The 22,115-nt window shown below is 71.7% G+C and carries 20 protein-coding genes; 11 read left to right on the top strand and 9 right to left on the bottom strand.

Going from position 1 to position 22,115, the window contains the following annotated elements; all coding sequences use genetic code 11:
- Positions 1 to 88 precede the first annotated feature (88 nt).
- Together ACGFI8_RS20925 and ACGFI8_RS20920 are read left to right on the top strand one after the other, a co-directional pair.
- Positions 89 to 1,225: a DUF917 domain-containing protein gene (locus ACGFI8_RS20925; protein ID WP_392807085.1), complete on the top strand. Its 1,137-nt coding sequence runs from the start codon at positions 89 to 91 to the stop codon at positions 1,223 to 1,225.
- Complete coding sequence (locus tag ACGFI8_RS20920; RefSeq protein ID WP_392807084.1) at positions 1,222 to 2,751, top strand: PucR family transcriptional regulator; 1,530 nt, start codon at positions 1,222 to 1,224, stop codon at positions 2,749 to 2,751. The genes ACGFI8_RS20925 and ACGFI8_RS20920 overlap by 4 nt, the downstream gene beginning before the upstream one ends.
- Before the next feature lie 43 nt (positions 2,752 to 2,794).
- Here ACGFI8_RS20920 and ACGFI8_RS20915 read toward each other — a convergent pair whose 3' ends face one another.
- On the bottom strand, positions 2,795 to 4,480 hold the full coding sequence (locus tag ACGFI8_RS20915) for a hydantoinase B/oxoprolinase family protein (RefSeq protein ID WP_392807083.1): 1,686 nt from the start codon (positions 4,478 to 4,480) through the stop codon (positions 2,795 to 2,797).
- Entirely contained in the window at positions 4,477 to 6,522 is a 2,046-nt protein-coding gene (locus tag ACGFI8_RS20910) for a hydantoinase/oxoprolinase family protein (RefSeq protein WP_392807082.1), read from the bottom strand. Before ACGFI8_RS20910 ends, ACGFI8_RS20915 begins: the two co-directional genes overlap by 4 nt.
- A 142-nt stretch (positions 6,523 to 6,664) precedes the next feature.
- Between ACGFI8_RS20910 and ACGFI8_RS20905 the strand changes: the two genes are divergently transcribed.
- Entirely contained in the window at positions 6,665 to 8,119 is a 1,455-nt protein-coding gene (locus ACGFI8_RS20905; RefSeq protein ID WP_392807081.1) for a M17 family metallopeptidase, read from the top strand.
- A 47-nt stretch (positions 8,120 to 8,166) separates the two neighbouring features.
- Here ACGFI8_RS20905 and ACGFI8_RS20900 read toward each other — a convergent pair whose 3' ends face one another.
- The gene (locus ACGFI8_RS20900) at positions 8,167 to 10,041 is read right to left on the bottom strand and encodes a DUF4118 domain-containing protein (RefSeq protein ID WP_392807079.1); all 1,875 of its coding nucleotides are present in this window, start codon (positions 10,039 to 10,041) and stop codon (positions 8,167 to 8,169) included.
- Between the two features lie 239 nt (positions 10,042 to 10,280).
- Between ACGFI8_RS20900 and ACGFI8_RS20895 the strand changes: the two genes are divergently transcribed.
- The 3 genes from ACGFI8_RS20895 to ACGFI8_RS20885 all read left to right on the top strand — a co-directional run bounded on the left by ACGFI8_RS20895 (position 10,281) and on the right by ACGFI8_RS20885 (position 11,219).
- Positions 10,281 to 10,535, top strand: a complete 255-nt coding sequence (locus ACGFI8_RS20895) for a hypothetical protein (RefSeq protein ID WP_392807077.1) — start codon at positions 10,281 to 10,283, stop codon at positions 10,533 to 10,535.
- A gap of 100 nt (positions 10,536 to 10,635) precedes the next feature.
- On the top strand, positions 10,636 to 10,878 hold the full coding sequence (locus tag ACGFI8_RS20890) for a hypothetical protein (RefSeq protein WP_392807076.1): 243 nt from the start codon (positions 10,636 to 10,638) through the stop codon (positions 10,876 to 10,878).
- 5 nt (positions 10,879 to 10,883) lie between these two features.
- Positions 10,884 to 11,219 (top strand): VOC family protein, encoded by a 336-nt coding sequence (locus ACGFI8_RS20885; RefSeq protein ID WP_392807075.1) that lies wholly within the window; start codon positions 10,884 to 10,886, stop codon positions 11,217 to 11,219.
- Positions 11,220 to 11,243: 24 nt separating this feature from the next.
- Here the strand turns inward: ACGFI8_RS20885 and rpmG are convergent, their stop codons facing one another.
- A complete protein-coding gene (rpmG, locus tag ACGFI8_RS20880; RefSeq protein ID WP_392807073.1) occupies positions 11,244 to 11,414 on the bottom strand; it encodes a 50S ribosomal protein L33 in 171 nt (56 codons plus the stop codon).
- The gene (gene rpmB / locus ACGFI8_RS20875; RefSeq protein ID WP_392807071.1) at positions 11,414 to 11,650 is read right to left on the bottom strand and encodes a 50S ribosomal protein L28; all 237 of its coding nucleotides are present in this window, start codon (positions 11,648 to 11,650) and stop codon (positions 11,414 to 11,416) included. The genes rpmG and rpmB overlap by 1 nt, the downstream gene beginning before the upstream one ends.
- 43 nt (positions 11,651 to 11,693) lie before the next feature.
- Here rpmB and ACGFI8_RS20870 point away from each other — a divergent pair, with 43 nt between their 5' ends.
- Both ACGFI8_RS20870 and ACGFI8_RS20865 read left to right on the top strand, forming a co-directional pair.
- Positions 11,694 to 12,941 carry a CobW family GTP-binding protein gene (locus ACGFI8_RS20870; RefSeq protein WP_392807069.1) on the top strand — a complete coding sequence of 416 codons (1,248 nt, stop codon included), beginning with the start codon at positions 11,694 to 11,696 and terminating at the stop codon, positions 12,939 to 12,941.
- A 264-nt stretch (positions 12,942 to 13,205) separates the two neighbouring features.
- Positions 13,206 to 14,009, top strand: coding sequence for a hypothetical protein (locus ACGFI8_RS20865; RefSeq protein WP_392807068.1), 804 nt, complete (start codon positions 13,206 to 13,208; stop codon positions 14,007 to 14,009).
- A gap of 81 nt (positions 14,010 to 14,090) precedes the next feature.
- On the opposite strand, the gene ACGFI8_RS20860 is transcribed toward ACGFI8_RS20865, so the two are convergent.
- Genes ACGFI8_RS20860 through ACGFI8_RS20850 form a run of 3 tightly spaced genes read right to left on the bottom strand, consistent with a single transcriptional unit; the run spans position 14,091 to position 17,142 of the window.
- The gene (locus tag ACGFI8_RS20860; protein ID WP_392807066.1) at positions 14,091 to 14,579 is read right to left on the bottom strand and encodes a CoA-binding protein; all 489 of its coding nucleotides are present in this window, start codon (positions 14,577 to 14,579) and stop codon (positions 14,091 to 14,093) included.
- An 8-nt stretch (positions 14,580 to 14,587) separates the two neighbouring features.
- Complete coding sequence (locus ACGFI8_RS20855; protein WP_392807064.1) at positions 14,588 to 15,913, bottom strand: O-acetylhomoserine aminocarboxypropyltransferase/cysteine synthase family protein; 1,326 nt, start codon at positions 15,911 to 15,913, stop codon at positions 14,588 to 14,590.
- Between the two features lie 20 nt (positions 15,914 to 15,933).
- Positions 15,934 to 17,142 (bottom strand): homoserine O-acetyltransferase, encoded by a 1,209-nt coding sequence (locus ACGFI8_RS20850; protein ID WP_392807063.1) that lies wholly within the window; start codon positions 17,140 to 17,142, stop codon positions 15,934 to 15,936.
- A gap of 94 nt (positions 17,143 to 17,236) precedes the next feature.
- Here ACGFI8_RS20850 and ACGFI8_RS20845 point away from each other — a divergent pair, with 94 nt between their 5' ends.
- The 3 genes from ACGFI8_RS20845 to ACGFI8_RS20835 all read left to right on the top strand — a co-directional run bounded on the left by ACGFI8_RS20845 (position 17,237) and on the right by ACGFI8_RS20835 (position 20,176).
- Entirely contained in the window at positions 17,237 to 17,785 is a 549-nt protein-coding gene (locus tag ACGFI8_RS20845) for an OsmC family protein (protein ID WP_392807062.1), read from the top strand.
- Between the two features lie 12 nt (positions 17,786 to 17,797).
- A complete protein-coding gene (locus tag ACGFI8_RS20840) occupies positions 17,798 to 19,063 on the top strand; it encodes an NAD(P)-binding domain-containing protein (RefSeq protein ID WP_392807359.1) in 1,266 nt (421 codons plus the stop codon).
- A gap of 153 nt (positions 19,064 to 19,216) precedes the next feature.
- The gene (locus ACGFI8_RS20835; protein WP_392807060.1) at positions 19,217 to 20,176 is read left to right on the top strand and encodes an acyl-CoA desaturase; all 960 of its coding nucleotides are present in this window, start codon (positions 19,217 to 19,219) and stop codon (positions 20,174 to 20,176) included.
- Here ACGFI8_RS20835 and ACGFI8_RS20830 read toward each other — a convergent pair.
- Complete coding sequence (locus ACGFI8_RS20830) at positions 20,166 to 22,013, bottom strand: sigma-54-dependent Fis family transcriptional regulator (protein WP_392807058.1); 1,848 nt, start codon at positions 22,011 to 22,013, stop codon at positions 20,166 to 20,168. The genes ACGFI8_RS20835 and ACGFI8_RS20830 overlap by 11 nt on opposite strands.
- Between the last annotated feature and the right edge of the window lie 102 nt (positions 22,014 to 22,115).

Genomic DNA, 22,115 nt, shown 5'->3' with positions numbered 1-22,115 from the left:
CTTATCGAGCCAGACCGGGCGTTGGGGCCGGTCATCGGAAGCGCAGGTTCAAGTCATGCCGCTGCCGGAGCGAAGCGGAGGTGACGGCATGACCGGAGTCAATAGCCAGGTGTCGGGCGGCTACCTCGGGGCGACGGCCTGGATCGGCGCGGAGGACGTGCCGGCGTTGTACGAGGGGGCGAAGTTCTACTCGTCGGCGGTCGGCGACGCGAACCGCTCGTCGCTCACGTCGTGGTTGACCGGGCTGCTCGAGCGCGAGGGGCCGGTACCGCTGCACCGTGTCGAGACGATGGACCCGGACACGCCGTGCGTGTCGGTGTGCGTGCTCGGGTCGGGGTCGGCGATGGCGGACCTGCCGCCGGCCGGCGACGAGTTCGCGGCGGCGATCCGCCAGATCGAGCGGCTGCAGGGTGTCCGGTTCGGGGCCGTATATCCGCTGGCCGCCGCGACCGTCAGCGCCCTGGCTCCGGTGGTCGCCGCGGCCCAGCTCGGCGTGCCGCTGCTGGACGCCGACGGCATGGGACGCACGTTCGCCCTGATCCACCACACGGCCATGCACCTGGCGGGGGTGTCGCCGACGCCGCTCGTCGCATACGGGCCGACCGGCGAGAGCGTGCTGGTCGAGGCGCTGGCAGGGCCGCGCGCGGACCGTCTGCTGCGGGCCAACGTGGACACGCTCGGCGGCTGGGCGGCGCTGGCGGCGTATCCGACGACGGTCCGCGTGCTGCGCCGTGCCGCCCTGCCCGGCACGGTGTCGCGGATCACCAACGTCGGCCGGGTCCTGCTCCAGCGCACCGATCCCGACCTCCTGATCGGCCGGCTCGGCGCCGTCACCGGCTGCCGGCGACTGGGCCGGGGACGCATCGTCGAGCTGGAGCAGCTGAGCCGGCCCAGCGACGGCACCGTCCCGGCCCACCCGTCCAGCGTCGTGGTCGACGAGACCGGTGGCCTGCGCCGGCAGCTGCGCATCGAGCTGCGCAGCGAGATCGTCGCGGTCTTCGCCAACGGTGCGTTGATCGCGGGCGCACCCGACCTGCTGTGCCTCGTCGACGTCGCCCGCGGCGCGCTGGCGACGCTCGACAGCCTCGAGCGGGGCGACCTCGTCGACGTGCTGGCGACTCCGGCGGACGCGGTCTGGTATTCGGACGAGGGCATGGACATGGTGGGCCTGAGCTCGCACGGCATCCCACTGGAGCATCCGAGACGTCGGGGCGGGCGCCGGTGAGCCAGCGCCCCTCGACACTGCCGATCACCCTCGGCGAGCTGGCGCGCATCCAGCCGCTGGCCGGGGCCGGCCGGCTCCACCTCGCCGACCCGTCGCGCCGGGTCGAGCAGGTCGTGCTGGCCGAGACCTTCGAACGGCTGCGCCGGTGCACCCCGCACGTGCTGGTCGTGCTGCACGACGAAGCGGCCACCGGCGGCTGGTCGCTGGCCGCCGCCCTGCATCTGGCCTGGGAGCGCAACGTCTCGGCGGTGGTGGTGTCGCGTGCCGTCGCCGGGACGGCCAGCGCGGCACTGGCCGAGCGGCTGAACATGTCGCTGCTGATCATCGACGCCGACCCGGTGGACGTCGCGCTGCAACTCGCCGGGCAGGTCAGCGCCCCGGCGGCGGCGCGGGCACTGCGGCAGGCCCTGTGCGCGGAGCGGCTCGCCGAGCAGACCGGCATCCGCGGCGTCCTCGGCGTGCTCAACAGCGAACTGCAGACCGTGCCGGTGGCGCTCGTGATGGGCGGGACGGCCGTGGCCGGGCGCGCCGCCGCCGTGCAGGACCGGCCCAACGTCCAGCGGGTCGAGGTCGAGGTGCACGGTCCAGGCGAACGGCCCTGGGCGCGGCTGGTCGCCGCCGTACCGGCGCACGGGCCGGCGGCCGTGGAACAGGTCGAGTCGTTGCTGCGGCTGGCCCGCCCGTCGCTGCAGGCCGCCTGGGCGCAGACCCGGCTGGACTCCTCGATCCACTCCGCGCACGAACAGGCCGCGTTCGGCCTGCTGCGGCGGCTGGCCACCGAGCCGGCGGACGGTGCCCGCACCGAGGCGGTCGAGGTCGAGGTGCCCTCCTGGAGCAGCGAGCTGGGCTGGCAGGTCGACGGGGCCAACCGTGCGGTGTGGCTGGCGCCGGTCCATCCGTCGGGCGAGCCGTCCGAGGAGGTCACCCACCTCGTGCGCGCCTCGTGGCAGCGGGGCCGCACGAACTGGCCCCTGATCGTGGAGGGCGACAGCTGGATCTCCTGGCACAGCAGCGCCGATCCGGACGACGTGGCCCCCTTGCGCAGGGCGGTGGCCGCCTTCCGCGACTCGGCGGCCGCGCACGGGCTGGTGATCGGCGTCGGACGGGCGCACCCGGGCGTCGCTGGGCTGATGCGGTCGGTCGCCGAGGCCCGGCTGGCCGCGCACGTGGCCCGCGAACGCGGACCGGCCGGCGTGCAGTGGTTCGACCAGGTCGGTCCCCCGGCCGCGCTGGCCTGGCTGCCGGCCACCGAGATCGCCCAGGTCGCCGACCTCTGCCTCACCGACCTGATGGGCGCCCGCGACCGCACGGCGCTGGTACAGACGGTGCTGGCCGTCCTGGACTGCGGCGGCTCGCTCAGCCAGGCCTCGCGACGCCTCGGCGTGCACCGCAACACGGTGCTGGCCCGGCTCGCCCGGGCGCGGCAGCTGGGGCTGACCTACGACGAGCCGGCGCAGCGGCTCGCGCTGCACGTGTTGTGCTACGCGCTGGTCTCGCTGTGGGCGCAGCCCGGCGGCGAACCGTAGGCCGGGCGCCGCGGCGGCGCGGGCACCGTGGTGCCCGCGCGCCTCATCGGCCGATGCCGTAGCGGGTCAGCGCCGCTTCGCCGCTGATGTTGCCGTCCAGCACGTCGGCGCGCACGTCGTCGGCGGAACGCTCCACCGGGTCGCCGTAGCCGCCCCCGCCGCCGGTCGCGCAGCGCACCACGTCGCCCGCCTTCAACTTCAGGCCGTTCACCTTGAGGATGCGCCGCTCGTCCGGGCGCCCCGGGTTGATGACGACCTCGGGGCCGACCGCGTCCTCGCCGCCGAACAGGCCCCACGCGGGCTGGCGGGAGCGCTCGAACCACAGCGACACCGACAGGTCGGTCTGTGCCTCGTACTGCCGGATCACGCCGTTGCCGCCCCGCCACCGCCCCGCGCCGCCCGAGTCCTCGCGGATGCGGTACTCGGTGATCCGCCACGGGTACCGCGTCTCGTGGACCTCGATCGGGATGTCCTTGAGCGACCCGTTGACGTTGTTGATCAGGGCGCTCTCGCCGTCGGAACCGTTCCAGGCGCCCCACCCGCCGACGGTCGCCTCCAGGCTCACGAACTCCCGCCCCACGCGCGGATCGGTGCCCGCCGTGAGAATGATCATCGAGTCGCCGTGGCTCGCCCCGGCCACCCGGTCGGGCAGCGCCGGCGCCAGCGCGCGAGCCACCATGTCGATCAACAGCCCGAGATGGGAGAAGTACCACTGGCACGCCGCGGGGGAGCGGGCGCCCAGCACCGACCCTTCGCGCACCTGGGTCGTCATCGACCGGAACGATCCCCCGTTGCCCGGCAGGTCGGGGCTGACCAGCAGCTTGTAGCCGACCCGCAGTGCCGACACCGCCTGCGAGACCCCGCAGTTCACCGGCCCGACGGTCTGGTCGGCCGACTCGGTGACGTCGAAGTCGATGGTCTCGCCGGACACCGTGATCTTGAGCCTGATCGGGACCGGCGTTTCCAGGTCGATGCCGTCGTTGTCCAGCACGCCCTCGGCGGCGTACACCCCGTCGGGGATCCGGGCGATCACCGCGCGCTCCAGCAGCTCGGTCTGGCGGAAGATCTCGTCCCGGGCCGCCTCCAGCGTGCGCAGGCCGAAGCGGCGCACGATCTCCTGCAGCCGCTTCTCGCCCATCGTGATGCAGGCGATCATCGCGTGCATGTCGCCGGTGGTGGGATACGGGAAGCGGACGTTGGTGCCGATCGTGTCGATGACGTTGCGGACGTGCTTGCCGCCCTCGACGAGCTTTTGCGGGCCGAGGCGCAGCCCCTCCTGGAAGATGGTCACCGAGTCCATCGAACCGCCCGGGTCCTTGGAGCCCACGTCGATCCAGTGCGCGCGCGAAGCGGTGAAGCCGACGAGCGTGTCGGCGACGAACACCGGCCCGAAGATCGTGACGTCGTTGAGGTGGGTGCCGCCCAGGTAGCTGTCGTTGAGGATCCACACGTCGCCGGGCTGCCACACCTCGCGTCCGAACCGCTGCTCGGTGGCCAGCGTGCAGGTCTCCAGGTTGCCCAGGAAGATCGGCAGGCCGGCGGACTGCCCGAGCACCTGGTGGTTCGCGTCGAGCAGCGCGACCACGCAGTCGCCGCACTCGTAGATGATCGGTGTGTACGCCGAGCGGATCAGCGTCGCGTTCATGTCGTCGGCCGCGGAGTTGAGCGCGTTGCGGATGATCTCGACCGTTACCGGGTCGACGTCGACCGCGTCCAGGGTGGCTGTCATTTGCTTTCCTTTCGGCGGATGAGCAGGGAGCCGATGTCATCGAGGCTGACGGTGTAGCCGGGCGGCACGACCGTGGTGGCGGTGTCCTCGACGATGACCGCGGGCCCGTCGAAGGTGTGGCCGACGAACAGGTCGTCACGGCGCGCCACGATCGACGGGCGCGGCTCGCCGTCGAAGACGACCGTGCGGATCCGGTGCGGAAACTCGGCGGTCGTCGCCGCGGGCCATTGCTGCGGCTCGGGCCGGCCGAGGTGGCCGAACGCGGCGGTGCGCAGCGTGACGAGCTCGATCGGGGCGCCGAGGTTGGCGTGGCCGTAGCGCGACTCGTGCAGCGTGGCGAAGCGCTGCGCCAGGGTGTCCAGGAAGTCCGCCCGCGTCGGCTCCGTCGCGTCCGTGAGCGGCACGGTGATCGTGTACTCCTGCGCGGCGTACCGGACGTCGACGGCATGGCTCGCGCTGCGCCGGTCGCCGGCGACACCCTCGTGTGTCAGGGCGTCCAGACCCACCTGCTCCATACGGGTCAGTGCGGCGGCCATGCCCGCGCCGTCCAGGTCCACGTCGAGGAAGAAGTACGGCTCGGTGTAGTCCTGGCGGATCTGGGTCTGCAGCATGCCCCAGGCCGAGAACGCTCCGGGGAAGCGCGGCACCACCGTCTCGGCGATGCCCAGCTCGCGGGCGAGGAAGACCGCGTGCATCGGACCGGCGCCGCCGAAGGCGACCAGCGCCGAGTCGCGCGGCTCGATGCCGCGCGAGACGGTGATCGTGCGGATGGCCTGCGCCATCTTCGAGTTGGCGACGTCACAGATCCCTTCGGCCATCGCCGTCGCGCTCAGCCCGAACTGCTCGGCGATGCCGGTGACGGCCGCGGTGGCCAGGCCGGCGTCGAGGGTCATCTGGCCGGCGGCGAAGCCGTCCGAGTCGATGCGTCCGAGCACCAGGTTGGCGTCCGTCACGGTGGGCTCGGTACCCCCGCGCCCGTAACAGGCCGGTCCGGGGCGTGCTCCCGCCGAGCGCGGCCCCACCCGCAGCCCGCCGGCCTCCACCCAGGCGACCGAGCCGCCGCCCGCCCCCACCGTGTGGATGTTGACCACGCTCATGAGCATCGGCAGCCCTTCGAGCCGCGCCTCGGCCGAGACGTCCGGCTCGCCGTCGACGATCAGCGAAACGTCGAAGGACGTGCCGCCCATGTCGATGCCGATCAGGTTTCGGCGCCCGGTCTGGCGGGACAGCTCGGCACAGGCGATGGCCCCGCCGACCGGCCCGGACAGCAGCGTCTGCAACGGCCGGCGGCGAGCGGACTCGGCCGTGAGGATGCCGCCCGAGGACTGCATGACGTGCAGCGGTACGCCAAGTCCCTTGCCGGCCAGGCGCCGCTCGAGGTCGATGAGGTAGCGCCGGACGATCGGGCCGGTGTAGCCCTCGATCACCGCCGACGAGGTGCGCTCGTACTCGCGCCACTCCTTGGCCGCCTCGTGCGAGACGGACACCGTGAAGTCCTCGCCCAACTCCTCGAGCAGGATCTCCCGCGCGCGCAACTCGTGCACCGGGTTGCGGTAGCTGAACAGGAACGCCACGGCGACGGCGCCGTGACCGCGCTCGCGGGCCTGCCGTGCGGCGTCGCGCACCGCCTGCTCGTCCAGCGGGGCCAGTTCGGTGCCGTCGGCGGCGATGCGCCCGCCGATGCCGACCACGTCACGGCGCGGGACGAGCGGGGTCGGTTTCCGGTAGTGCAGGTCGTACAGGCGGGTCCGCGGGCCTCGGGCGATGTGGTAGCTGTCCTCGACACCGGCGGTCGCCAGCAACAGGACGGGCACCCCGCGCCGCTCCAGGAAGGCGTTGAGCCCCTGGGTCGTACCGTGGACGAGGAAGCCGATGTCGGACGGCCGGTCGACGACCGCGTCGAGACCCAGGAGCACCCCCTCGCTGAGGTTGCCGGGCGTCGTCGACGCCTTCGTCGCCGCGAACACCCCCTCGCGCTCGTCATAGGTGACCACGTCGGTGAACGTGCCACCGATGTCCATCGACACTCGATACCGGGGCATCAGGTCTTCTCCTCAGCGCTATGCGTCCTCGCAAGTTAGGTCGCGCGACGCCCGCCGGACTGTGCGCGCGGCATATCGGCGGCGGCCCCGCGCGTGCGGCGCGCACGATCCGGCTGTTGCCGCCCCGGGTTGGATGAACGGCATGCCGACACCTGGTGTACCGCCGCCCACACCGCGGCGGCCGGCCCGCGCCTGGGCCGCCGAGATCGACCAGGCGATCGACGCCGTGGTCGACGGCGCAGGGCCGGTCGCCGTCGCCGCCGACGCGCCGATCGCGCGGCGGATAGCCTTCGTGACCCGCGACGACCGGCCGGCCGACGCGGGGGCGTGGTTGCCGTTCGGCGCCGAGGTGGGGGAGCTGTCCGCGGACGGCGACGTGCTGCGGGTCGGCCTGGGTCCGGCCACCTCGCTCACCGCCGAGCGGGCGCGCCGCGCCGCGGCCGTCGCCGGTGCGCGACTGAGCACCGGGCCCGTCGCGGTACAGCTCCCGGACGGCCGGTCCGACCTGGTGCCGGCACTGATCGACGGCCTGGTCACCGGCTGTCGCGGCATCGGCCCGGTGACGCTGCACGTTGCCCAGGCCCGGCTCGCCGACGCGGAGCGGGGCCGGCTGGACGCCGACGTGGCGCGCCTGGCCCGGCTGCTGGTGAACGCCCCGGCGAACGTCCTCACCCCGCGGACCGCGGCCGACTGGGCGCAGCGGATCGCTCGGCGCGCCGGCCTCGGCTGCACCGTGCTCGGCCCGCAACAGGTCGTCGAGTCGGGCTTCGGCGGGCTCGCGGCCGTCGGCGCCGGCTCGGCGAACGGGCCCCACCTCGTACAACTCGAATATTCCGGCACCGATCCCGGCAGCGGGCCGGCGGCGGCGCCGGACGTGGCGCTGGTGGGCAAGGGCATCACCTTCGACAGCGGAGGCCTGTCGCTGAAGTCGCCGGCGGCGATGCAGGCGATGCGCATGGACACCGCCGGCGCGGCCGCCGTGCTTGCGGTGATGGCCGGACTGCGGCGCGGGCGTTGCGCGATGACGGTCCGGGCCGTGTTGCCGTTCGCCGAAAACCTGCCCGGCCCGGGCGCGGTCCGCCCCGGCGACGCGGTGACGGCGTGGAACGGCACCCAGATCCAGATCCTCGACACCGACTTCGAGGGACGGGTCGTGCTCGCCGACGCGCTCGCGCTGGCCGCGTCCGCCCGCCCGGGACTGCTCGTCGACCTTGCGACGCTGACGTACCAGGCCGAGATCGCACTCGGACCGCAGATCGCCGCGGTGCTCGGCCGCGACGACGCGGCGGTCGCCCGCGTGCTTCGAGCCGGAGCCGCCGCCGGCGAGCCGCTGTGGCGGCTGCCGTGGGCCGAGCGCTACCTCGATCAGGTACGCACCCCGTCGGGGGTGCGCAACCATCCGCTGCACGACTCGGGCCGGGCGATCACCGCCGCACTGTTCCTCGGCGAGTTCGTTGCCGAGGACGTGCCGTGGGTGCACTGCGACATGACCGGTCCGGCCTGGTCGGGCGATGCTTCCGGCGACGGCGCGACGGGTTTCGGGACCCGCACGCTGCTGCGCCTGCTGACCGCGGGTGCCGGCCACGCGGCCGAGTGACCCGGGCGGCCGAGCGGCGACCGCGTGGTGCTCAGCCCTTCAGCCCTTCAGCCCTTCAGCCCCTCAGCCTTCGGCCCAGTGGCCGTCGCCGGAGTGCCGCGGATCGGGATGCTGACGAGGAGCGCCGTTCCCTGGCCGGCGGGGCTGCTGATGTCCATGTGGCCGCCGAGTGCCTCGATGCGGTCCTGCAGGCCGATCAGGCCGGAGCCCTTGCCGGCGTCGGCTCCTCCGATGCCGTCGTCCCGGATGAAGAGCCGGAGGGTGGCGTCGTCGGCCTCGACGTTCATGCGAACCAGCGTCGCCTGGGCGTGCTTGGCGGCGTTCGTGAGTGCTTCCGACACGATGTAGTACGCGCCGACCGCGACCCGTTCGGGCAGGCGCCGATCGATGCTCAGCGTGAGGTCGACCGGGGTGGGACTGCGCCGGGCGAGGGACTTGATCGCCGGGCCGAGTCCGCCCTTGGACAGGATCGCCGGGTGGATGCCCCGTGAGATCTCCTGCAGGTCCTGGAAGGCGGAGTTCAGGCCGTTCGCCACCTGCGACAGCTGTTGCCTGATCGTGTCGAGTCCGGCCGGCACCGAGGTCTCCATCATGCGGAGCTGGAGGCCGAGTGCGATGAGCCGCTGCTGTGCGCCGTCGTGCAGGTCCTGCTCGATGCGGCGGCGGGCGTTGTCGCCGGCGGCGACGATGCGGGCGCGGGAGGCGGTGAGCTGCGCATGGCTGTCGGCGTTGGCGATCGCGGTCGCGACGAGGTCCGTGAAGTCGGCCATGCGTGTCTCGGCCTCGGCCGGCAGGGGCTCGGGTTCCGTGGACATGACGACGGCCACGCCCCAGATGCGGCCGTCGACGATGATCGGCACGGCGACTCCCGAGCGGAGGCCCAGCTCCCGTGCATGCTCGGCGTTGGGGCCAACGGCGTTGTCGTAGGTGTGGATCCGGGCGGCGCGGTGGGTGCGGAGCACCATGACGAGCAGGCTGTCGCCCTCGAGCGGGAATGATCGCTTGCCGGTGAGCACGTTGCGGCCGGCGAGTCTGGTGACCGTACCGTCCGGCTCGTAGCGCAGCAGCGCCGTGGTGTTGTGGCCCAGGACCCGGCCCAGTTCCTCGGTCACCGCGTCGAACACCTTGGCCGGTGCCGCGCCGTGCGCGACCAGCGTCGCCACTCGCCGCAACGCGGCCTGTTGCACGGCGAGCGAGCCGGCCTCCTGGCGGCTTGCTTTCAGCGAGTTGGTGATCGTCTCACGGTCGTATGCCGCCCGCAGCAGCGGCTCCAGGGACGGAACCATCCGCCGCCGGAGGCGTTCCAGCGTGTGTTCGGGCAGGTCCGCCGGGACGAGCAGGGTGCCCAGGGTCGTCAACCCGTCGCGCAGCGGTAGCGCCGCGCGGCGTTCGTCCCCGGCCACCGCTTGGAGCTCGATCGATGCGGCCGGCAGGTCGAGGGCTTGCGCGATCCGCCGGGCCGCCAGGTCCAGCGCCGAGCGCAGATCGCCGGCTCCCAGCATGAGGCGGGCCAGTTCGGCGGCGAGGTCGGCCTCCCGGCGGCGTTCGGTCGTCTCCAGCGCATACGCGCGGGCCAGGTCGGCAAGGCCGCTGACCAGCAGCGCGGCGACGATGAAGATCGCCAGGTCCTGCAGGTCCTGGTTGGTGGAGAGGTTCAGCACCCCGTACGGCAGGACGTGGAAGTAGTTGAAGGCGAGGGCGCTGGCCAGCGATGTCGCCACGCCGAGCGCGGCGCCCCACACGATCGAGACCACCAGGACGCCGATGAGGTAGACCGCCCCTCTGGCGTCCTGATGCGCAGCACCATGGAACGGAAACAGCGCCAGGGTCTCCACGCCGATGAGCGCCACCGCGGCCACGATCCCGAGCGCGATCGGCGGCGTCTTCGCGCGCAACAGCAGCGACAGCAGGCGTGCCCGCATGGGCGGCCGCCCCCTCCCGCGTCGCGTCACCGGCGTGAAGGTCGCGCACGGCCGAGTGGCCGTTGTCGTCCCGTCGCGACGCTACCTCATACCATCCGTTCGATTTTACTGGAATTCGCCGTGGATGCCGTGCCCGTCAGTGCCGGTCAATGCCGGTCGGGCGGCCTGCCACGCTTGCCGCCGCAAACTGGCCGAGGAAGAGTTGGACGTGAGCCCGGATGTCGGCGGGGTGATTCGCAGTGGAGTTCACCGTCTTCTTGATCGCGCTGGTGGCAGTGGCGGTGCTGTCGTCCGCCGGCGCGTGGATCGCCAGGCGCCGAAGCCCGGAAGCCGCGATCGGCCGGGTCAGGCCGCGCAGCGAACGCGACGAGGCCGTCCTGGCCGAGTGGCTGCTCGCCGGTTACCTGTCGGCCGAACAGTACCGGCGGGACATGGCCACCCTCGCCGCGCGGGACGCGCGCCGCCATCCACTGGTCACCCCGCCTGACCGCTGACCGCGTAGCCGCTGCATGGACGGCTCCTGTGCGGCACGTGCCCCCCCGCGGCTTGTCACGCTGTCGTACGCTGCGGACCATTCCCGGCAGAGGAGACGACGTGAAGCACCCGGCAGTGACCCTGAAGTTCTTCTTCATCGCGGTTGTGTCCAGCCTCATCGGCCTGGTTCTCGTTGCCGCGGCGGTGGATGGTCCCGTCCTGAACGCCATGCGTGTGCTGGGCTTCGTGATGATTGCGATCGGGGTGATCAACTTCGCGGTACACGCGGTAGCGGTGCTGCTGTATGACCACGAGTTGTGGCGCAGCACCCATTTCACCGAGGTCGTCGAGACTGAGGATTGAGACGGGTGTCCACCTACATCAAGGCTGTGACGTTCGACTGTCGAGAGCCGTTGGCGCTGGCGGCGTTCTGGGCCGCCGCGCTCGGCAGCAACGTCGATGAGGACGCCACTGCCGACCGCGCATACGTTGAGGCGCCCGGGTGGGGCGGCCCGAACATGTGGTTCGTTCGAGTGCCCGAGCCGAAAACGGCCAAGAATCGGATGCACTTCGACCTGCGCTCGCCGGGCCCGGTCGAGCAGGAAGTCGCTCGACTGCGTGGCTTGGGTGCCCAGATACTGCGCGTGCTGCCCGACCTCACGGTGATGTGCGACCCGGAAGGCAACGAGTTCTGCGTCGAGTAGCGGGCACGCCGCCGTGTCGTGCCATCAGCGCTCCTCGCGGAAGTCGACGTGGCGGCGCGCGAGCGGGTCGAACTTGCGCAGCACAAGCCGGTCCGGGTCGTTGCGCCGGTTCTTGCGGGTCACATACGTGTAGCCGGTGCCGGCGGTGCTGCGCAGCTTGATGATCGGGCGCACCTCGGTGCCGCCGCGGGCCATCAGAGCTTTACCCCGTTGCGGCGCAGCCGGGCCACGACGGCCTCGATGCCGTCCCGGTCGATGGTGCGCAGTCCCTTGGTGTTGACGGTGAGCCGGATCCAGCGGCCCTCGCTGGGCAGCCAGAACCGGCGGCGGTGCGTGTTGGGGTCCCAGCGGCGGCGGGTGCGGCGGTGGGAGTGGGAGACGGCGTTGCCGAAGCCCGGCTGCGCGCCGGTGACGTCACATCGTTTGGGCATGCCGCTACTTTACAATGAAAACCATTTCCAACAAGATGGGGGCATGGCTTTCCGCTCCGACCTCAGCGCGACCCGTACCGCAGCCGTCGAGGACCTCCGGCCGGCCGTCACCGTGCTCGCCGGATTCGCCCCGTCCGCCACGCATGCCGTGGCCCGCGCCCTGCTGCACGCCGACCCGGACCTTCTCCTGGTCCGCCACGACCTCGACGGCGTGCTCCGCGGACAGGTCCAGCGGGTGGTACGCACCAGCGGCGGCCTGCTGGAAGACGTCACGGTCGAGCTGGTGCACGGCTGCGTCCAGTGCACGCTGCGCGAGGACGTGCTGCCCACGCTCGCCCGGCTCAGTCGCGAACACCCGGGCCGCGACCTCGTGCTGGTGCTGCCACCCGCGGTCGACCCCGAGTCGCTCGCCGCCGCCTGCGCCGGCCACCCGGTCACCGAATCCGTCCGGTTCGACTCGTACGTCACCGTGGTCGATGCCGCGACCGTGCTCGATGACCTCACGTCCACCGACGACCTGCGCCACCGCGGCATGCACGCCGCCCACGACGACCACCGAGGTGTCGCCGAACTGCTCGTCCGCCAGGTCGAGTACGCCGACACCGTCGTGCTCTGGGCCGACCCGGACGCCGACGGGTTCGAGCTCGCCCGGATGGGCACCCTGCTGCACCGGCTCGCACCGTGGGCCACCCACTTCACCGACGGCGTCACGCCGGTCGTCGACTGCGCCCGGATGACCCGCCGGCTGCGTGACACCCGCCGTCACGACCCGAACGTCCCCGGCATGCTGGGCCGGGTCATGGAAGGGTTCAGCATCGGCGTGCACGAGCCGGCCGCCGACTGCGGCGTGGTCTCCGTGCTGTTCCATGCCCGTCGGCCGTTCCACCCACAGCGCCTCCACGACGCGCTGGAGGATCTGACCGGGGAGGCGCTGCGCAGCCGCGGGCAGTGCTGGATCGCCAGCCAGCCCGACGGCGCGGTCGGCTGGGAGTCGGCCGGCGGCGGCGTCGCGCTCGGCACCCTGGGCTTCTGGCTCGCCGCCCTGCCCACCCACCGCTGGGACGAGGCCACGACCCTGCGCCGCCTCGCCGCCAACCTCAACTGGGACCCCTACTACGGCGACCGCGGCACCAGCCTCGTCTTCATCGGCCTGCACCTCGACCCAGCCGCGATCACCGACCTGCTGCGCGCGTGCCTGCTCACCGACGACGAAGTTGCCGGCGGCTTCGACGCCTGGCGCGACCTGCCGGATCCGTTCGCCAACTGCTTCCCGCTCTTCGAGAAGGACTGACATAGGGTTGCGGGCGACGCTACGAGGCGGCCGGCATGGGCCTCCTGACCGGCCGGCCCGTTGTGTGCCGGCCACAAGGCCTCATATAAATCGGCGTAGATGAACATAGCGGCATGGCTGCGACGTTCGTCGAGCCGGGGCAGGACGGGCAGGCAGCGGGACGGCGGTGCGGCTGTGTGGCTGGGCATCGCTCGCCCTCACGGTGTGGCACGGCATGGCTATCCTCGCCGAGGCGGCACGGGGCCGCTCAGGGGGAGGAAACTGATGAAGTCCAGCAGGAGTCGCCTGCTCGCCTTGGTGCTGTCCGGCGTGCTCACCGTCACCGCGGCCTGCGGCGGCAAGAGCGACAACAGCGACGCCGCGCCGGCGGCAAGCGGATCGACCAGCGCGGCGGCGTCGCCGGAGGCCGATGCGCGCACGGAACTGGCCAACGCGTTCAACAAGCTCAACGGCGTCACCATGGCGTATTCGATGACCACCGAATCGGGTACCGCGGGCATTACCAAGTTGACGGGCTCCAGCGACCCTGCCACGAGGGCCAACAGCGGCTCGATGACCATCACCGCACAGGGGCAGGAGATCACCGCTGAGATCATCACCGTCGGCACCGACCTGTACCTGAAGCTGGGCCTGCCGATTCCGGGCCTCGACCCGAAGAAGTGGATGTACGTCGACGGCTCCAAGACGTCGCTGAGCAAGCTGGGCCTCGGCAACCCGGACGACCCGACCAACGTCAAAGGGCTCACCGACGCGATCGCGACAGTCGAGCGGACCGGCGCAGGCGCGTTCAAGGGCACGATCGACATGACCAAGCGCAACCTTCCGGCGTCCAGCGCCGCCCTGATCCAGGAGATGGGCGACGCGGCGAAGTCGGTGCCGTTCGAGGCGACGGTCGGCGCCGAGGGGTATGTCGCCTCGCTGACTGTGAAGATGCCCGGCGCCGGTCAGGTTCCGGCGACGACGGCCACGACGACGTTCAGTGACTTCGGCAAGCCGGTCTCGATCAGCAAGCCGGCCGCCGCGGACGTGCAGCCGGCACCCGCGGCGCTGCTGTCCCAGTTCGCCTGATTCGCAAGCGGGGCCCCGCTATGGCCCGTCGCCATAGCGGGGGCCCTGCCTCGAAGCCGGCGGCAACACCGTGCGGGGCTGCTACTGCAGGCCGCCGCGGACGGACGTGATGCGCTGTGTGTTGAAGCCGAGCCAGTGCATCCGGCCCACGTAGCGGGCATGCTCGATCTTGAGGCAGCGGTCCATGATCACTGTCAGGCCGGCGTCCTCGGCGATCCGTGCGCCCTCCGCGTTGATCACGCCGAACTGGCACCAGATCGCGCCGGCGCGGATCGCCGCGGCGTCGCGCGCGATGCCCGGCAGCGCGTCCGGCGCCCGGAAGACGTTCACGACGTCGACCGGCACGGGTACGTCCGGCAGGCTCGCGTAGCACGTCTCGCCGAGGATCTCCGCCTCACGGGGATTCACGGGGATCACGCGGTAGCCGTGCCGTTTGAGGTAATAGCCGACGAAGTAGCTGGCCCGCAGCTCGTTGTTCGACAGGCCCACGATCGCGATGGTCCGCGCGCCGTGAAGCACCCGCTGGATCGTCAGTGGGTCCTGGTATAGCCCGAGATCGAGATCGGTCATGCCCCTCGCTACCTTCTTCCCGCCGACGCGGCGACGTGGGCGAAGCCCTGCTCGAGGTCCCAGATCAGATCCTCGACGGACTCGGTGCCGACCGACAGCCGTACCGTCCCCGGGGCGACGCCGGCCGCGCGGAGCTCGTCGTCACTGAGCTGGCGGTGCGTCGTGCTGGCCGGGTGGATGATCAGGCTCTTCGCGTCGCCGACGTTGGCCAGGTGGGACCAGAGCGTCACGCCGCGGATGAGGTCCTGGCCGCCGGTTCGGCCGCCGGCACACTCGAAGGAGAACACCGCGCCCGCGCCGCGGGGCAGGTACTTCTCCACCAGCGGCCGGTACCTGCTCGTCGGCAGGCCCGGGTAGGTCACGTCGGCCGCGAGCTCGTGCGACTCGAGGAACGCCGCGACCGCCCGCGCGTTGGCGACGTGGCGCTCCATCCGCAGCGACAACGTCTCGAGCCCCTGCAGGAACAGGAACGCGTTGAACGGCGAGAGCGCCCCGCCGAGGTCGCGCAGGGTCTCGGCCCGCAGCTTCATCAGGTAGCCGTAGGCACCGAACGTTTCGTGGAACTGCAGGCCGTGATAGGCCGGCGACGGATCGGCGATCACGGGAAACCGCCCGTTGGACCAGTTGAACGTGCCCGCCTCGACGACGATGCCGCCGATGCTCGTGCCGTGGCCGCCGATGAACTTGGTCGCCGAGTGGATCACGATGTCGGCGCCCCATTCGATCGGGCGGCACAGGTACGGTGTCGCGAACGTGTTGTCCACGATGAGCGGCAGGTCGTGCTCGTGCGCGACGGCCGCGACGGTCTCGATGTCCAGCACGTTGCCGGCGGGGTTGCCGATTGTCTCGCCGAAGAACGCCTTCGTGTTCGCGCGGACCGCCCGCCGCCATGCGTCCGGATCGTCGGGGTCGACCCAGGTCAGCTCGACGCTCATCTTGCGCAGCAGGTGCTTGAGCTGGTTGACCGTCCCGCCGTACAGCGCCGAGGACGACACGACGTGATCGCCCGGCTGCAGCAGCGTGAACAGCGCGGCCGCCTGCGCGGCGATCCCGCTGGCGAACGCCACCCCGCCGCAGCCGCCCTCGAGGTTGGCCACCCGCTCCTCGAACACCGCGACGGTCGGGTTCATGATGCGCGAGTACGTGTTCCCGTACTCCTGCAGGTTGAAGTACGCCGCCGCCGACTCCGGGTCTTCGAACACGTAGCTGGTGGTCTGGAAGATCGGCACGGCGCGCGCGCCCGTGTTCGGATCGGGCCGCTGCCCGGCATGCAACTGCCGTGTCTCGAACCCGAAGTCACGGGCCTGCTCGGCACGCGGCGGCTGTTCGGTCACGAAACCCTCATTTCTCGACGTCACGCGCCGGCCTCGCCTTCGGCCAGGAAGCGGCGGATGATCGGCGTCTGCCGCGCCTCCTCGAGCAGGAAGCAGTCGTGGCCGTACGGCGCGTCGATCACATGGCACTCGACCGGTTTGCCGAGAGCGTGCAGGGCGTCCTCGATCTCCTTCGACGCGGACGGCGGGTACAGCCAGTCGGAGCTGAACGCGATCAGCAGCGTCCGCGCCGAAACGCCCTCGAGCGCCCGGGCGAGCGATCCGCCGCCGTGCTGCCGCGCCAGATCGAAGTACGTCAGCGCCCGCGAGGTGTAGAGATAGGTGTTGGCGTCGAATCGCCTGACGAACGAGTCGGCCTGATGACGCAGGTAGCTCTCGACCTGGAACTCCGGTTCCGTGATCGTGTGGCGGATGTCGTCGGCGGACTGCAGCCGCCGGCCGAACCTGTCGGCCATCGCGGGTGCGGACAGGTAGGTGACGTGGCCGACCATCCGCGCCACGCCCATGCCGGCTTCGGGCGAGCGGCCCGTGCCGTGGTAATGGCCGCCCTGCCAGGCCGGGTCACGCATGATCGCGTCACGCGCGATCGCGTTCCAGGCCACGCCCTGCGCGTGGAGGGCGTGCGTGCTGGCGATCACCACGACCGCATCGACCCGATCGGGAAAGAGAATCGCCCATTCCAGCGCCTGCATCCCGCCGAGCGAGCCCCCGGCCACCGCCGCCAGCCGCTCGATGCCGAGGACGTCCAGGAACGCCCGCTCGGTGCGCACCATGTCGGCGACCGTGATGACCGGAAAGTCCGACCCGTACGGCATTCCGGTCGCCGGGTTGATGGAGGACGGCCCGGTCGTACCCTTGCAGCCGCCGAGCAGGTTCGTGGAGACCACGAAGAACCGGTCGGTGTCGAACGCCTTGCCCGGGCCGATCATGCCGTCCCACCATCCGAGACCCTTGCCGGTCGCGCCGTCGCGGTCCTCCGCCGCGAACCCGTCACGGGTGCTCTCCGCGGACGTCACCGACATGCCGGCCGCGTGGGCGTCGCCGCTGAGCGCGTGGCACACCAGGATGACGTTGTCCCGATCGGGGGAGAGGGTGCCGTACGTCTCGTAGGCCACTCGAACCTGGCGTAGCTCCCGCCCGCAGTCGAGCCGGACCGGCTCCGGCAGGTCGGCGTACTGCGTCTCGACACGACCGACGGAGCCGGCTACGCGTGTCGAGGCCGATCCCATGGGCGCGATCATAGCCTGATCCGCCCGCCCGGTGTACTGTCAACCATCCCTACCGGATAGGTATGGGGACTGGGCGAAAGGGGTATCACGCGACATGACGACGGTCGAAAACGGGGTCAACGTTCAGGCACTGCTCGACGCGCGCGCGGCGCTGAAGGACGCGCCCGAGGCCGCCCAGTTCACCTGGCGGGCATCGGCGAAGTGGCAGCGGGGCGTCCACAGCACCACGACGATCCAGCACTTCTTCGGTCTCGGGCAGGAGCAGAGCCACAAGACGGAGGCCGTGTTCGACGCCGACCACCCCGAGGTCTTCGCGGCGGAGGACAACGGCATCACGCCGATCGAGTACCTCCTCGTCGGCCTGGCGAGCTGCCTCACGGCCGGCGTGGCCTCCGTCGCGCAGAACCGCGGCATCCAGCTGCGCTCGGTCGAGTCGATCGTCGAGGGCAACCACGACATCCGCGGAATCCTCGGCGTCGACAGCGACGTCCGCAACGGCTTCAACGACATCAAGGTGACGTTCACCATCGACGCGGACGCCTCGAAGCAGGACATCGACGCGCTGGTGGCCCAGTCCCAGAAGCGCTCGGCCGTGTTCGACGCGCTCACCAATCCCACGAACGTGACCGTCGAAGTCGCCTGAGCGGTTTGACGGCTGGAGGGCCGAGCCATCGAGCGCGCTACCACGGTCGTCATCGGCGCGGGGCATGCGGGCCTCGCCGCGAGCCGCTTCCTCGGCGACCGGTCGATCGACCACGTCGTGCTGGAGCGCGGCGAGGTGGCGAACTCCTGGCGGCGCGAACGCTGGGACTCCCTGCGGCTGCTCACGCCCAACTGGCTGAGCCGCCTGCCGGGCCATCGCTACGAGGGCCCGGATCCCGACGGTTACATGACGATGGGCGAAGTGGTCGAGTTCATCGAGCGCTTCGCCCTCGCCTCGCGCGCCCCCGTCCGGACCGGCACGAACGTCACATCGGTACGACGTGCCGGCGACGAGTACCACGTGACGACGAACCGCGGCGAGATCCGCTGCCGGGCGGTGGTCATCGCCACCGGCGCCTGCAACCGGCCGGCGGCGCCACCGTTCCGCGACGCGATACCCGGGTCGGTCGAGCAGTTCACGCCGTTCGACTACCACGGACCCGCCGGACTTCCGGACGGCGGCGTACTCGTCGTGGGGGCATCGGCCACCGGCGTGCAGTTGGCGGCCGAGCTGCAGCGGTCGGGCCGGCCGGTGACCCTCTGCGTCGGGGAGCACGTGCGGTTGCCGCGCACGTACCGCGGACGGGACGTGCTGTGGTGGATGCACACGTCCGGCGTGTGGGACCAGCGCTACGACCAGATCGACGATCTCACCCGGGCCCGGCGCCTGCCCTCGCCCCAGCTCGTCGGGGCCTCGGAGGCCTCGGAGCGCAGGACGCTCGACCTCAACGCCCTCGCCGCGATGGGCGTCGGGCTGGTGGGCCGCTGGGCGGCCGTGCGTGACGGCCGCGCACTGTTCTCCGGCGGCCTGCGCAACGTGTTCTCGCTCGCGGACCTCAAGATGGAGCGCCTGCTGGACACGTTCGACGCGTGGGCGCGCGGCGACGGCCGCGACGCCGAGGTCGACGGTCCCGAGCGCTTCGCCCCGACGCGGGTACCCGAATCGAACCGGCTGCAGCTCGACCTGCGAAGCGGCGAGATCCGGGCGATCGTGTGGGCGACCGGCTTCCGGCCGGACTACGGGTGGCTCGACGTACCCGTCGTCGATGCGAAGGGCCGGCTGCACCACGAGGGTGGTGTGGTCCTCGACAGCCCGGGACTCTACGCGCTGGGACTGCCCGTGCTGCGGCGGCGCAAGTCCACGTTCGTCCACGGCATCGAGGACGACGCCCGCGAGGTGGTCGATCACCTCGCCCGGCACCTGGCCGGCCGCCGCTGACCCGGCGAGATCCCGGCGAACCGGTCCCGTCCGGACGGGGACCGTGGACCCTCCCGCACCGGGCCTTGTGGCCCTGCTGCGGCCCGGTCGCCGAGTGATCCGCTGTGGCCTGTCGCCGCCGTCGGCGCGGCGGGCCTGGGAGGGTTTGCGGAGATGGTGGATGTTGCGGGGCCCGCGTCGGTCGGCCTCGGTGACGGGGCCGCGCCGCCGGGCATGCTGACCGGCGACCGCCAGGGGCCGTGGCAGCGCCTCGTCCTGGCGGTGTTCATCGCGGTACCGTCGCTGGCCGTGCCCGCCGCCGTGTGGATCGCCTGGGGGTGGGGCGTGAGCTGGCGGGACGTGGCGATCGCCGCCGTGCTCTACGTGGTGACCGGCAGCGGGATCACCGCCGGCTTCCACCGCCACTTCACCCACGGCTCGTTCCGGGCCCGCCGCGGGCTGCGGATCGCGCTGGCGATCGCCGGCAGCCTGGCGATCGAGGGCCCGGTGATCCGGTGGGTGGCCGACCATCGCAAGCACCACCAGTTCTCCGACCGCGACGGCGACCCGCACTCGCCCTGGCGGTACGGTACGTCGGCGTGGGCGGTGGCGAAGGGGCTCGTCTGGGCGCACGTCGGCTGGATGTTCGAGCCCGCGCAGGCGCCGCAGCACCGGTACGCGCCGGACCTGCTCGCCGACCGCGACGTCGTGCGCGTGTCCCGGTCGTTCCCGCTTTGGGTGGCGGTCTCGCTCCTGCTGCCCGCCGCCTGCGGTGGGTTGCTGGCGCTGTCGTGGCAGGGGGCACTGACCGGCTTCTTCTGGGGCGGCCTGGTCCGCATCGGCCTCCTGCACCACGTGACCTGGTCGGTCAACTCGGTCTGCCACGTCTTCGGCAAGCGGCAGTTCGCGTCCCGGGACCGCTCCACCAACGTGTGGTGGCTCGCCCTGCCGTCGCTGGGGGAGTCGTGGCACAACCTGCACCACGCCGAGCCGACCAGCGCCCGGCACGGGGTGCTGCGCGGCCAGCTCGATCCCAGCGCCCGGCTGATCCGGATCTGGGAGGCGATCGGATGGGCATGGGACGTGCGCTGGCCCGACCCGGCCCGGATCGCGGCGCGGCGGCTTACGCCGTGATGCCGTACACCTTCAGCTTGCGGTAGAGGCTGGAGCGCGACATTCCGAGCCGGGCGGCCGCCAGCACCCGGTTGCCGTCGGTCTCCTGCAGCGCGGCGACGATCGCGTCCCGCTCGGCCGTCTCCAGCGGGGTGAGCACGTGCCGCGAGGTCGTCTGGCAGTACGCCGGCAGGTCCTGGGCCTGGATCTCCCCGACCGGCCGGCGCCGCAGCGCGTGCTCGAGGGCCTCGCGCAGCTGGGAGACGTTGCGCGGCCAGGAGTAGCGCGCGATGACCCGTTCGGCGTCCGGACTGAGCCGCACCTTGCGGTTGGGGGCGATCTCGCGCAGGACCGATGATGTGATCGCGGCGAGGTCGTCGGTACGGCACCGCAGCGGTGGCACGTTGATCGCCACCTCGAAGTGGCCGAGGAGCGCGTGGAACGGCAGGTCGGAGTCCAGTGAGGAGTCGGACAGCGTCGCGACGAACGAGGTGGGGCCGCCGAGCCGGCCGATGGCGGTGAAGAACGCGTCGAGCTGCTCGACCCCGTCGGTGGTGGCCTGGTCGACGTTGCGGACGATGTAGAGCGTCGGCTCCCGCTTGCCGGCCAGCAGCGAGTTGATGTCGGTCTGGGCGCTGCCGATGGTCAGCTGGGCGGCGTCCATCGACACACTGCGGCCCACCGGGTGCGAGGCGTGGAAGATCTCGGCGACCAGGGTGAACTTGCCGCTGCCGGTCTCGCCGAGCACGATCGCCGGCACCTGCGCCGCGAGGGCCTCGCGCAGCTCGTCGCAGGCGCGCACCCACGCCGGCGACCGGCCACCGGTGATGGCCTCGTGCGGCCGGTACAGGTCGCCGGCGATGCGGGAGGTCTGTGGGCTCGCGACGGCGACCTGCGGCAGCGCCTGCTCGGTGAAGTCGCCCAGCGATCCGGCCCGTTCTTTGGTGACGAGGTCGGCGATCACCACCATGCCGGCCACCTCGGCGCCGGCCAGGATCCGGGTGCCCCGGATGTGCACCATGCGTCCCCCCGGCAGGACCAGGGTGTCGCTGACCCGGTCGCGGCGGCTCATGAGGAAGGTCGCGTGCTCGCGCAGGGTCAGCTGTTCGCCGGCGTTGAACAGCCCCTGTGCCGCGGCGTTGGCGATGAAGACCGAGTCGCCGAAGGCGAAGACGGCCTGGCGGGACGCCCGGGCCTCGACGCGCAGGTAGGTCTCGAAGACGGCGTGCTGGGACTGGCTGCGATCCAGGAGCAGGTTGCGGCTGATGTCCTTGGCGGCGCTCTTCGCCAGCGTGTGCATCAGCGGGCTCCACGTCTGGGTGAGCGTGGAGATGTCCAGCACGCCCTCCACCCGGCCGGTCAGGGGATCGATGACCGGGGCGCCGGTGCAGGCGAAGGACTGCAGGTGCTCGGTGAAGTGCTCCGGCCCGACGATGCTGATCGGCTGGCCGGCCTCGAGCACCGTGCCAACGCCGTTGGTGCCCATGGTCGACTCGGAGTAGTTGAAGCCCGGCGCGAACTCGACCCGGTCGAGCAGCCGTCCGACCGCCGAGGACAGGTCGATGCGCTGAACCAGTCTGGCCTTGTGGTCGGTCAGGGCGATGACCAGCGGAAGGTCCGCGGTGTCGTTGCCGAGTTGCGTGAGCACCGGACGCGCGCAGCGCACCAGGCGGGATCCGAGGTCGATGTCGCTGGTGTAGTCGCTGTGCGGCCGTCCGCTGTCGACGCCGGCCGCCTGGCTGCGTTCCCATGAGGCCGCGAGCACGTCGGGCACGCCGGTGGCGCCCGCGCGGCCGGACTCGAGGAAGTCCGCCCTGGCCGCGGCCACCCGGAGGAGCCGGTTGTCGGTGTCTGGCACGCACACCTCCCGGGGCGCCTCGTTGACCGCGACGAAATGGTCCGTTGACCTGGTGGAAATACATCCTGGCTGAGACCCACGCCACATCCAAGCCTCGCCGGT

Source organism: Dactylosporangium sp. NPDC048998, from assembly GCF_043197855.1.
Classification (GTDB): Bacteria; Actinomycetota; Actinomycetes; order Mycobacteriales; family Micromonosporaceae; genus Dactylosporangium.
The sequence above is the reverse complement of the archived record's forward strand: the minus strand, read 5'-3'. Positions and strand labels throughout refer to the sequence as shown.

Excerpts from the sequence above, each read along its gene's own strand:
- ACGFI8_RS20925 (WP_392807085.1), top strand. The coding sequence starts at position 89 with ATGACCGGAGTCAATAGCCAGGTGTCGGGCGGCTACCTCGGGGCGACG.
- ACGFI8_RS20865 (WP_392807068.1), top strand. The coding sequence starts at position 13,206 with ATGAAGTCCAGCAGGAGTCGCCTGCTCGCCTTGGTGCTGTCCGGCGTG.
- rpmB (WP_392807071.1), bottom strand. The coding sequence starts at position 11,650 with ATGCCCAAACGATGTGACGTCACCGGCGCGCAGCCGGGCTTCGGCAAC.
- ACGFI8_RS20915 (WP_392807083.1), bottom strand. The coding sequence starts at position 4,480 with ATGACAGCCACCCTGGACGCGGTCGACGTCGACCCGGTAACGGTCGAG.
- ACGFI8_RS20835 (WP_392807060.1), top strand. The coding sequence starts at position 19,217 with ATGGTGGATGTTGCGGGGCCCGCGTCGGTCGGCCTCGGTGACGGGGCC.
- ACGFI8_RS20905 (WP_392807081.1), top strand. The coding sequence starts at position 6,665 with ATGCCGACACCTGGTGTACCGCCGCCCACACCGCGGCGGCCGGCCCGC.
- ACGFI8_RS20870 (WP_392807069.1), top strand. The coding sequence starts at position 11,694 with ATGGCTTTCCGCTCCGACCTCAGCGCGACCCGTACCGCAGCCGTCGAG.
- ACGFI8_RS20910 (WP_392807082.1), bottom strand. The coding sequence starts at position 6,522 with ATGCCCCGGTATCGAGTGTCGATGGACATCGGTGGCACGTTCACCGAC.
- ACGFI8_RS20900 (WP_392807079.1), bottom strand. The coding sequence starts at position 10,041 with ATGCGGGCACGCCTGCTGTCGCTGCTGTTGCGCGCGAAGACGCCGCCG.
- ACGFI8_RS20845 (WP_392807062.1), top strand. The coding sequence starts at position 17,237 with ATGACGACGGTCGAAAACGGGGTCAACGTTCAGGCACTGCTCGACGCG.
- ACGFI8_RS20860 (WP_392807066.1), bottom strand. The coding sequence starts at position 14,579 with ATGACCGATCTCGATCTCGGGCTATACCAGGACCCACTGACGATCCAG.
- ACGFI8_RS20850 (WP_392807063.1), bottom strand. The coding sequence starts at position 17,142 with ATGGGATCGGCCTCGACACGCGTAGCCGGCTCCGTCGGTCGTGTCGAG.
- rpmG (WP_392807073.1), bottom strand. The coding sequence starts at position 11,414 with ATGGCCCGCGGCGGCACCGAGGTGCGCCCGATCATCAAGCTGCGCAGC.